The organism is Bianquea renquensis, assembly GCF_014384895.1.
In the GTDB taxonomy this organism is placed as follows: domain Bacteria; phylum Bacillota; class Clostridia; order Lachnospirales; family Bianqueaceae; genus Bianquea; species Bianquea renquensis.
Map to the genome: position 1 here is coordinate 19842 of NZ_JACRSQ010000037.1, position 7914 is coordinate 27755.

Genomic DNA, 7914 nt, shown 5'->3' on the forward strand with positions numbered 1-7914 from the left:
AGGAGAACGAGAATGCAAACTGTAAAGTTGACACGATATCTCAAACCTTATATTCTGCCAATGCTCTTAGCACCACTTTTCATGTGCCTGGAGGTCTATATGGATCTTTTACAGCCGGACCTGATGGCAAAAATTATCGACGTGGGCATCGCCAACGGTGATATGCACTACATCCTACAGAAATTGGGCAGTATGTTGCTCGTCGCTTTTGTCGGTATGATCGGCGGCATCTGTTGTTCCATCTTTTCAGGGTACGTAGCCCTGAGCTTTGGAACGGATCTGCGCTCGCACCTTTTTAAAAAGGTCCAGAGTTTTTCCTTCGCCAACCTGGACCATTTTCAGACCTCCTCTCTCATTACCCGGATGACCAACGACGTGACCCAGGTTCAAAACATGGTAAACATGTCCCTCGCTATGATGATCCGCTCGCCCTTGCTCTGCATCGGCTCCATCATTTTGGCAATCCGGATGAACCTCACTCTCAGTACCATAATTGTGGTGGCGCTGCCAATCACGATTTTCGCAGCCCTCATGATTATAAGAAGAGGCTTTCCTCTATTTAAACAGGTTCAAAAGCGGATTGATAAGGTCAACACTGTGATGCGCGAAAATCTTGCGGGCGTTCGGCTTGTCAAAGCCTTTGGGCGGCAGAGGGAAGAAAAAGTACGGTTCTCCGCCGCCAATGAGGAGCTGCGCAATACCGGAATCCGTGCCCAGCGGGTCATGGCCTATGGAATGCCCGTCCTTATGTTAATCACCAATCTCGCCACAGTTGCTGTCCTGTGGTTTGGAGGCGTCCAGGTTCAAAACGCATCCTTTGCCGTCGGGGACCTGATTGCCTATATCAACTATCTTTCTCGCATTATGATGTCGCTCATCATGGTAGCCTTCTCCTTCATGCAATTTTCCAGAGGAAAGGTCTCCGCCGACCGCATCAAAGAAGTGCTCCGCGAGGAACCTGATCTGACCGATCCCCCGGCCTCCCCCGACAAAGAGCCACCTATCATTGAACGCGGAGATGTGTGCTTCGACCACGTAACCTTCCGCTATACACAGGATGGCGATCCAGTGCTCCGGGATCTTTCCTTCTCTGTAAAAAGCGGTCAGACCATCGCGATCCTCGGGGAGACCGGCTCCGGCAAGTCCTCCCTGGTCAGTTTGATCCCCCGGCTGTACGATCCACAAGAGGGGCGCGTCCTCATTGATGGGGTGGATGTCCGGGAATACACCCTTCACAATCTGCGGGCCGGCATCGGCATGGTATTGCAAAAGGCATTGTTATTCTCCGGTACGATTCTTGACAACCTTCGCTGGGGCGATTCCGATGCCTCTATGGAAAAAGCGGTGGAGAATGCCACCATCGCCCAGGCGGACTCCTTTATCTCCCAAATGCCTGCCGGCTATGAAACTGACCTGTCACAGGGCGGCGTCAACCTCTCCGGCGGCCAGAAACAGCGCTTAAACATCGCCCGCGCACTGATGAAGAACCCGAAGATCCTGATTTTGGATGACTCCACCAGCGCTGTGGACATGGCGACGGAGGTTAAGATCCAGCAGGCGCTTCGAAAACACCGTCATCAGTCCACTGTCTTTATCATTGCACAGCGGATCAGCTCCGTAATGGACGCGGATCAGATTATCGTACTGGAACAGGGACGAATTGTCGCCATGGGCAATCACAGTCAGCTCATGGAGAGCAGCGAGCTGTACCAGGATATTTACAATTCTCAGTTAGGAAAGGGGGCTGTCAACCATGGGTGAGCCACATAATAAAGATGCCGCTCCAATGGCCGCCGGACCTGGGCGCGGCCCGGGCCGTGGACCCGGACCCGGATTTCATGGACCCGTACAAAAGCCAAAAAACCTAGGCCGGACTCTTCTCCGGATCGGATCCTATCTAAAAGACGACAAGCGCAGTTTTCTGCTTGTCATTGTGTCGGTTTTGCTGAACTCTCTGCTCTCCATCGTCGGCCCTGTCATCGTTGGCCTTGCCATCGATGATTACATTACACCTGGCGATTATCGGGGCCTGCTGCTCATCTCCCTCGGCCTTCTGGCTATCTATATCCTAAATAGTCTATTTGCCTTTTTGCAGGGCTTTTTCATGGCTAGCGTATCAGAGCGCACCGTAGCCCGTATGCGGCGGGATCTCTTCGATACCTTCCAGACACTGCCGCTAAAATTTTTTGATCAGCACACCCACGGAGAATTGATGAGCCGCCTCACCAATGATGTGGACAACGTCTCTGCAACGTTGAACTCCAGCATGACCCAGTTTATTTCTGGAATCATTACCATCCTTGGCGTTCTCATTCTCATGCTCGTTTTAAGCCCACTTTTGACGCTGACCACTTTAGCTACCGTTCCTCTCATGTTTCTTGTCACCCGGTTTATCACGAAACACACCAAACCTCTCTTTCTGGCGCAGCAAAAAATGTTAGGAGACCTGAATGGCTGTATTGAGGAGACCATCTCCGGCCAGCGGGTCGTCAAAGTGTTTTGCCGGGAAGAGCAAACCATAGCACAATTTGAGGAGTGCAATCAGCGCCTCCGGCTGACTGCTATTAAAGCTCAGGTCTTTTCCCGCATTATGGGTCCCTGCATGAACATGCTCAACAATCTGAGCTTTGCCCTCGTCGCCGGCATCGGCGGTCTGCTGGCCGTTTCCAGCGGCGTGACTCCGGGAACCATTTCCATCTTCCTGAATTACTCCCGCCAATTTACTCGCCCCATCAACGAGCTGGCAAATCAATACAACATGGTCCTGTCTGCCGCCGCAGGCGCGGAGCGGGTCTTCCAGGTTCTGGACGAATCGCCGGAGCCGGCGGATCTTGCCGATGCTGTCAATCTAAAGGAGCGCGGGGTGAAAGGTTCCGTTCATTTCGACCATGTCAGCTTCTCCTATGATGACGTGACAGAAGTCCTCACCGATTTCACGCTGGATGTAAAACAGGGCCAGACCATCGCTCTCGTTGGTCCTACCGGTGCGGGCAAGACCACCGTTATCAATCTTCTGACACGTTTCTACGACGTTCAGAAGGGTACCATTTCCATCGACGGCCTGGATCTGCGGCAGATTCAGCGGAGTAGTCTCCGCTCCTGTCTTGGGATCGTGCTACAGGATACATACCTGTTTAGCGCCACCGTTCGAGAAAACCTGCGCTATGGGCGGTTGGATGCCACAGATGCAGAAATCGAAGCCGCCGCCCGCATGGCCAATGCCCACGGGTTTATCACCCGACTTCCCCAGGGTTACGACACAGTTTTGACAGATGATGGCGGTAATCTCAGCCAAGGGCAACGGCAACTTCTCGCCATCGCGCGGACGATTCTAGCCGACCCGGCCATTCTGATTTTGGATGAGGCCACATCCAGCGTCGATACCCGCACGGAGGTCCACATTCAAGAGGCGATGCTAGCTCTCATGAAGGGCCGTACGAATTTTGTGATCGCGCATCGCCTAAGTACAATACGGAACGCAGATCTGATTGTCGTCATCCATCATGGCCGCATGGTCGAAAGCGGAACCCATGACCAACTCTTAGCCCAGAAGGGCTTCTACAACCAATTGTATCAAAGCCAATTCATCCGCCAAGAGGACGCGACAGCTTAAAAAAGACCGGTCTTGCCAAATGCTAACACTGATAAGGAAGTAATTAGAAACTACATCTAATGCATTAAATTATCCGGTATTAGCAAAGACAAGTCCAAAAGATGAATACCGAGAAGAACTGTAAAAGGTTTTCTCGGTATTTTTCTGTTTATAGCGGTACATTCGACTATCTAACCGCCTTTGAGTACAATTATGGTAGAAAATCGTTAGCACGTTTGCTTAAAATCGAATTGAACACGTTAAAGACTAAAATTCTTTGTGTTCAAATGGTTTAATCACGCAACAGCGTAAATCTTTACATCGGGGTCTGCGCCCCAAAGCGGTTGCAGTCCGACAAATACATCGTTTTTGAACATACCACTGGAAAGATACGCCTGTGCGTGTTCTGCGCTGTCGAATCCATGAAGCACCTGAACATCTTCATCACGGATAAGCAAGTCTTTTGTCAACGCTCCTTCAATCGTATCAAGGAACGGCTGGCGATAATCGATATAAACCTTTGCTGCTGCCGGGCGGTTTGCTTCGTCGATTTTCATTGTGATTTCTCCTTTTTTTGATTGCTCTTGTGAGCTTGATATTATCATAGCATTACCGCTTTTACCGCAAAAGATATTGGTTGATTTATTAGTTACTAATAAATTTATATAAACTTGCCCTTGAGAAGTTTTCCCCGTATAATGATATAATGATATAATAAATAATAAATTTAGTTTTTGGTCTTTTCCTGCTCTATTGTGCATGGAACATTGTTAGGAGTTGAAGTCATGTATAAACCAAAACTTGAAAAAGATATACGTTGTCCGCTTGAATACGGGCTTGAAATTTTTGGCGGCAAATGGAAATCGCGAATCATCTGTGTGCTGGCAGAAAAAGAAACGTTAAGGTACAGTATTTTACGTCGGGAAATGAGTAACATAACGGACGCTCCTTGCCGCAATGTCAAAAATGTGATTACCACAATCAAAAATAGAAAGGGGCTTCAAAATATGATTACTTATCTGCCATGTGTTCATTTTCTGGAATAGGGTGGCTGTCTTTCCACCGCATACGCCAAAAATCCGAGTTTGACCGTGGGAAACAGCGAGCCTCACAGAAGCATCGTCAGTAGCGCGAGCCAAATCGTTTTACTTTTATTCATCACAAACGCTTAAAACGACCTTTCCCACGTTTTCGCCGCGCTCCAAAATAGCATGAGCCGCCTCCGCATCAATAATGGGCAAAACCTTGTAGATCGACGGCTTGATGGTTCCGTCCTCTATCTTCGGCCAAACGTTTTTGACAAGCTCCGAAAGAATATACGCCTTGAATTCGGGCGTGCGGTTACGGAGCATACTCCCCACAAGGTGAAGTCCTTTCGTCAGAAGCGGACGGAGTTGCACGGTGGCCTCAATCCCTGCCAACGTGGAAATAACTATCCAGTAGCCGCCTCTTGCCATATAGGGCAAGCTCTTAGCAAGCGTTTCGCCCGAAAGGCAGTCCATCGAAACATTCACGGGCGTACCGTTCTTTTCCTCTCCTGCAAGTATCTCCTCGACACATTGAGTGGTGGAATTTATGATAACGTCAGCCCCGAGAGACTTTATCTTTTCTGCGATTTCGTCCGACAATACCGATGTGATAACTTTCGCACCAAATGCCTTTGCCATCGGTATTGCAACAGAGGCCAGTCCGCTTGCGCCGGCAGGGATAAATGCGGTCTGCCCCGCCTCCAAATGTCCCTCGATAAACAGATTCAGATAAGAGGTTGCATAGGCTTCGGGAAGTGCCGCCGCCTCGACCATGGACAGCCCCTTTGGGACAGGCATCAGCATATCGTGCTTCACCGCTACGTATTCGGCATAGCCACCGCCGCCCAGCAGGGCGCAAACACGGTCGCCGATCTTCCAATCCGTGACGGCTTTACCAAGTTCAACGATAACGCCCGCGATCTCCAGTCCCATCCATTCGGGGCAGCCTGCGGGGGATGGATATTTGCCTTGTCTTTGCAAAAGATCGGCGCGGTTCAGTGCCGCCGCGTGAATTTTAACGAGCACCTCGTCGTCTTTAATCACGGGATTGGGAACGTCAGACCAAACGAGATTTTTATTTTCATCTACAAGTATTGCTTTCATTTTGCGTTTTCCTCACAAGATGTGATTTTTGATATATTCGTCCATTCGAAGCCCTATTTTGGTATCTTCGGGAACATAGTCCTTCGGAATATTTCCGATTTCGAGCTTCAGTCCATCATACATAGGCATCATATCCTCTTGCTTGAGTCCTGTCAGCGCAAGCACCTTGGAATTGTCGGTTATTCGGCGGAACAATCTTGCGTATTCAAGCTGCCAGCGCACGTTAATCGTTCCCTCGGGGCTGAGTATCGCAAGATAATCTTCTTTGTCCACCCATACAGCTTCAAGTCCAACAAGATCGCGATAATATTCGGCGATCTCTCCCCAAGTTCTGTGTTCTGCAGAGCATACATTGTAAAATTCACGCTTTGCCTCTTCCTTGAAAAGGATTCGCGCGATCATTTTTGCCACGTCGCCGCCCCAGCTGAGCGTAGCGGGCTTATCCTTCGCCTGAATCGGCAGAACGATCGTTTTGCCCTGAAGTGCACGCGCAACGCTGTTGTTGAACTCTAACGTGACAAGCTGAAGGCGCATAGTGGAAAACGTGGTTGCGGGACGCACTACTGTCCAGTTGTCATAGCTGGAATTTACCAAAAGATCCTCGTCCTGTGCTTTGTAGATGCAATAATCGTGCGAGGCTTTCAATACTTCATCCTCGGAGGAATCCAAAAGGCGAGGTGAGGTCTCCTTGATCGGCTGCTCCTTGTCGTCATAAACACGGCAGGTGGAAAGATAGATATAGTGGCTTGTATGCTCTAAAAAAAGTTGATAATATTCGGAAAAATCAACCTTTCCGTATTCCATAAAATTGATGATGCCGTCAAAGTTTTCTTTCAAAAGCCCATTGAGAAAGTTCTTATCAAACGCATCGCTCTGTATGTAAGCGGCGTTGACCTTCCACGGCGCTGTTTCCTCCCTGCCCACTCCGACAACCTCATAATCCAAATTTACAAGTTCGGGGATAAGATATCTTCCCATAGCCCCCGTAGCGCCCAAAACTAAAACCTTTTTCATTTTTTATAATCTCCTATTTAATTTTTATAAACTACCTGTCCGTCCGATACCGTCAGGACACATCGGTAACCTTTAGTATTTTGTATATGATTTCCCGCTCTATCGGTGAGATCAAAGCCCTCGTCGGTGTAATCAAACACGGCAATGTCAGCTTTTCTTCCGACCTTCAAATAGCCCCATTCATCGTCTTTTCCAAGTGCTTTTGCGGGATTGGCGGTGGCGGATCTGAAAATATCTTTTTCTCGCATACCGAGCGTTTTAGCGATATTCATGCACATGGTCATACCATATCTGCCGCCTCGGGTATATGCGCTGTATTTTGTTATGTCGGCACTGAGCGTGTCGGGAACGACACCGCACTGAATTGCTTTTTGAAACACTCCGAAATCGGTGTGAACGTGTCCAGCCATTCCAACGTCAATCACGATTCCGCGCTTTTGCGCGTTTCTCATACTTTCAAAACCGTCCTCCGCGGCATTGTTCGCTCCGCCGTGGAAGGAATGCGTGAGTAAATCGCCCTCGCCGAGCGTGTTAAGTATCTCCGCCATGCTGACGGGAGAATGGGAGCAGTGCACCATCACGCGCAAGCCTTTTTCCCGAGCAAATTCACAAGTTTCACGAAGCGGCGTGATATCAGACACCTCGGACACGGTGGTGTCAAAATAGACCTTAAGTCCGATTGCCTTATCACCGTACTGCATAAGCTTCGCTTCGGTTCTCGTAAAATCAGTGTGATTGTTTTTTATATTAACACCGACGAACACCGCGTTTTTTAGCATAAAAGAATCAAGCAAAGCCTTATCCCCGCGTCCACCGCCTGCATCTGCTGCGGCAGTCACCCCAAAGGGGAAGCAACTCATTTCTGCTTGTATTCCAAACTCTTTGCTGGATATTCCCCTCATATGAGTAATATAAAATAGGAAACCTGCAAAATCCCTGATTTTATGCGGATTCAGGGAATACAAAAAATATATTGAAGCTATCACATTACGCAAGACGCCGCCCAAATGGACAAAGGGCGGTGTTTTTGTTTGGAGAGCTTCACTTCGGGTCAAAATCGAGCTGTTGACAAAGCCCTATAAAATATCTCTTCTCTACATAACCCAGTGTTTGTTGGTTGACAACTGACACAAAAAAAGATGCCTCCTGGCATCACTCTAAACATTTTACCATCCG

The 7914-nt window shown here is 48.9% G+C and carries 6 protein-coding genes and 1 pseudogene; 3 read left to right on the forward strand and 4 right to left on the reverse strand.

All coding sequences use genetic code 11. The features are described 5' to 3' along the window. Positions 1 to 12 precede the first annotated feature (12 nt). Both H8730_RS15520 and H8730_RS15525 read left to right on the forward strand, forming a co-directional pair. Positions 13 to 1761, forward strand: coding sequence for an ABC transporter ATP-binding protein (locus tag H8730_RS15520; RefSeq protein WP_177713746.1), 1749 nt, complete (start codon positions 13 to 15; stop codon positions 1759 to 1761). Continuing rightward, positions 1754 to 3613 (forward strand): ABC transporter ATP-binding protein, encoded by a 1860-nt coding sequence (locus tag H8730_RS15525; protein ID WP_177713747.1) that lies wholly within the window; start codon positions 1754 to 1756, stop codon positions 3611 to 3613. The genes H8730_RS15520 and H8730_RS15525 overlap by 8 nt, the downstream gene beginning before the upstream one ends. 275 nt (positions 3614 to 3888) lie before the next feature. On the opposite strand, the gene H8730_RS15530 is transcribed toward H8730_RS15525, so the two are convergent. After that, the gene (locus tag H8730_RS15530; RefSeq protein WP_249290124.1) at positions 3889 to 4149 is read right to left on the reverse strand and encodes a hypothetical protein; all 261 of its coding nucleotides are present in this window, start codon (positions 4147 to 4149) and stop codon (positions 3889 to 3891) included. A 228-nt stretch (positions 4150 to 4377) separates the two neighbouring features. Between H8730_RS15530 and H8730_RS15535 the strand changes: the two are divergent. Beyond that, positions 4378 to 4539: pseudogene (locus tag H8730_RS15535) on the forward strand (winged helix-turn-helix transcriptional regulator); the annotation flags it as partial. Positions 4540 to 4743: 204 nt separating this feature from the next. Here the strand turns inward: H8730_RS15535 and H8730_RS15540 are convergent. From H8730_RS15540 to H8730_RS15550, 3 genes are read right to left on the reverse strand one after another with little or no spacing between them, the layout of a single operon-like run. Beyond that, positions 4744 to 5724: an NAD(P)H-quinone oxidoreductase gene (locus tag H8730_RS15540; RefSeq protein ID WP_177713748.1), complete on the reverse strand. Its 981-nt coding sequence runs from the start codon at positions 5722 to 5724 to the stop codon at positions 4744 to 4746. 12 nt (positions 5725 to 5736) lie between these two features. Further along, a complete protein-coding gene (locus H8730_RS15545) occupies positions 5737 to 6738 on the reverse strand; it encodes an NAD-dependent epimerase/dehydratase family protein (protein WP_177713749.1) in 1002 nt (333 codons plus the stop codon). Between the two features lie 17 nt (positions 6739 to 6755). Next, entirely contained in the window at positions 6756 to 7724 is a 969-nt protein-coding gene (locus H8730_RS15550) for an amidohydrolase family protein (RefSeq protein ID WP_249290126.1), read from the reverse strand. Positions 7725 to 7914: the final 190 nt, after the last annotated feature.

Bases quoted from the DNA above. Each gene is read 5' to 3' on its own strand.
- H8730_RS15520 (WP_177713746.1), top strand. From the start codon at position 13: ATGCAAACTGTAAAGTTGACACGATATCTCAAACCTTATATTCTGCCA.
- H8730_RS15525 (WP_177713747.1), top strand. From the start codon at position 1,754: ATGGGTGAGCCACATAATAAAGATGCCGCTCCAATGGCCGCCGGACCT.
- H8730_RS15530 (WP_249290124.1), bottom strand. From the start codon at position 4,149: ATGAAAATCGACGAAGCAAACCGCCCGGCAGCAGCAAAGGTTTATATC.
- H8730_RS15540 (WP_177713748.1), bottom strand. From the start codon at position 5,724: ATGAAAGCAATACTTGTAGATGAAAATAAAAATCTCGTTTGGTCTGAC.
- H8730_RS15545 (WP_177713749.1), bottom strand. From the start codon at position 6,738: ATGAAAAAGGTTTTAGTTTTGGGCGCTACGGGGGCTATGGGAAGATAT.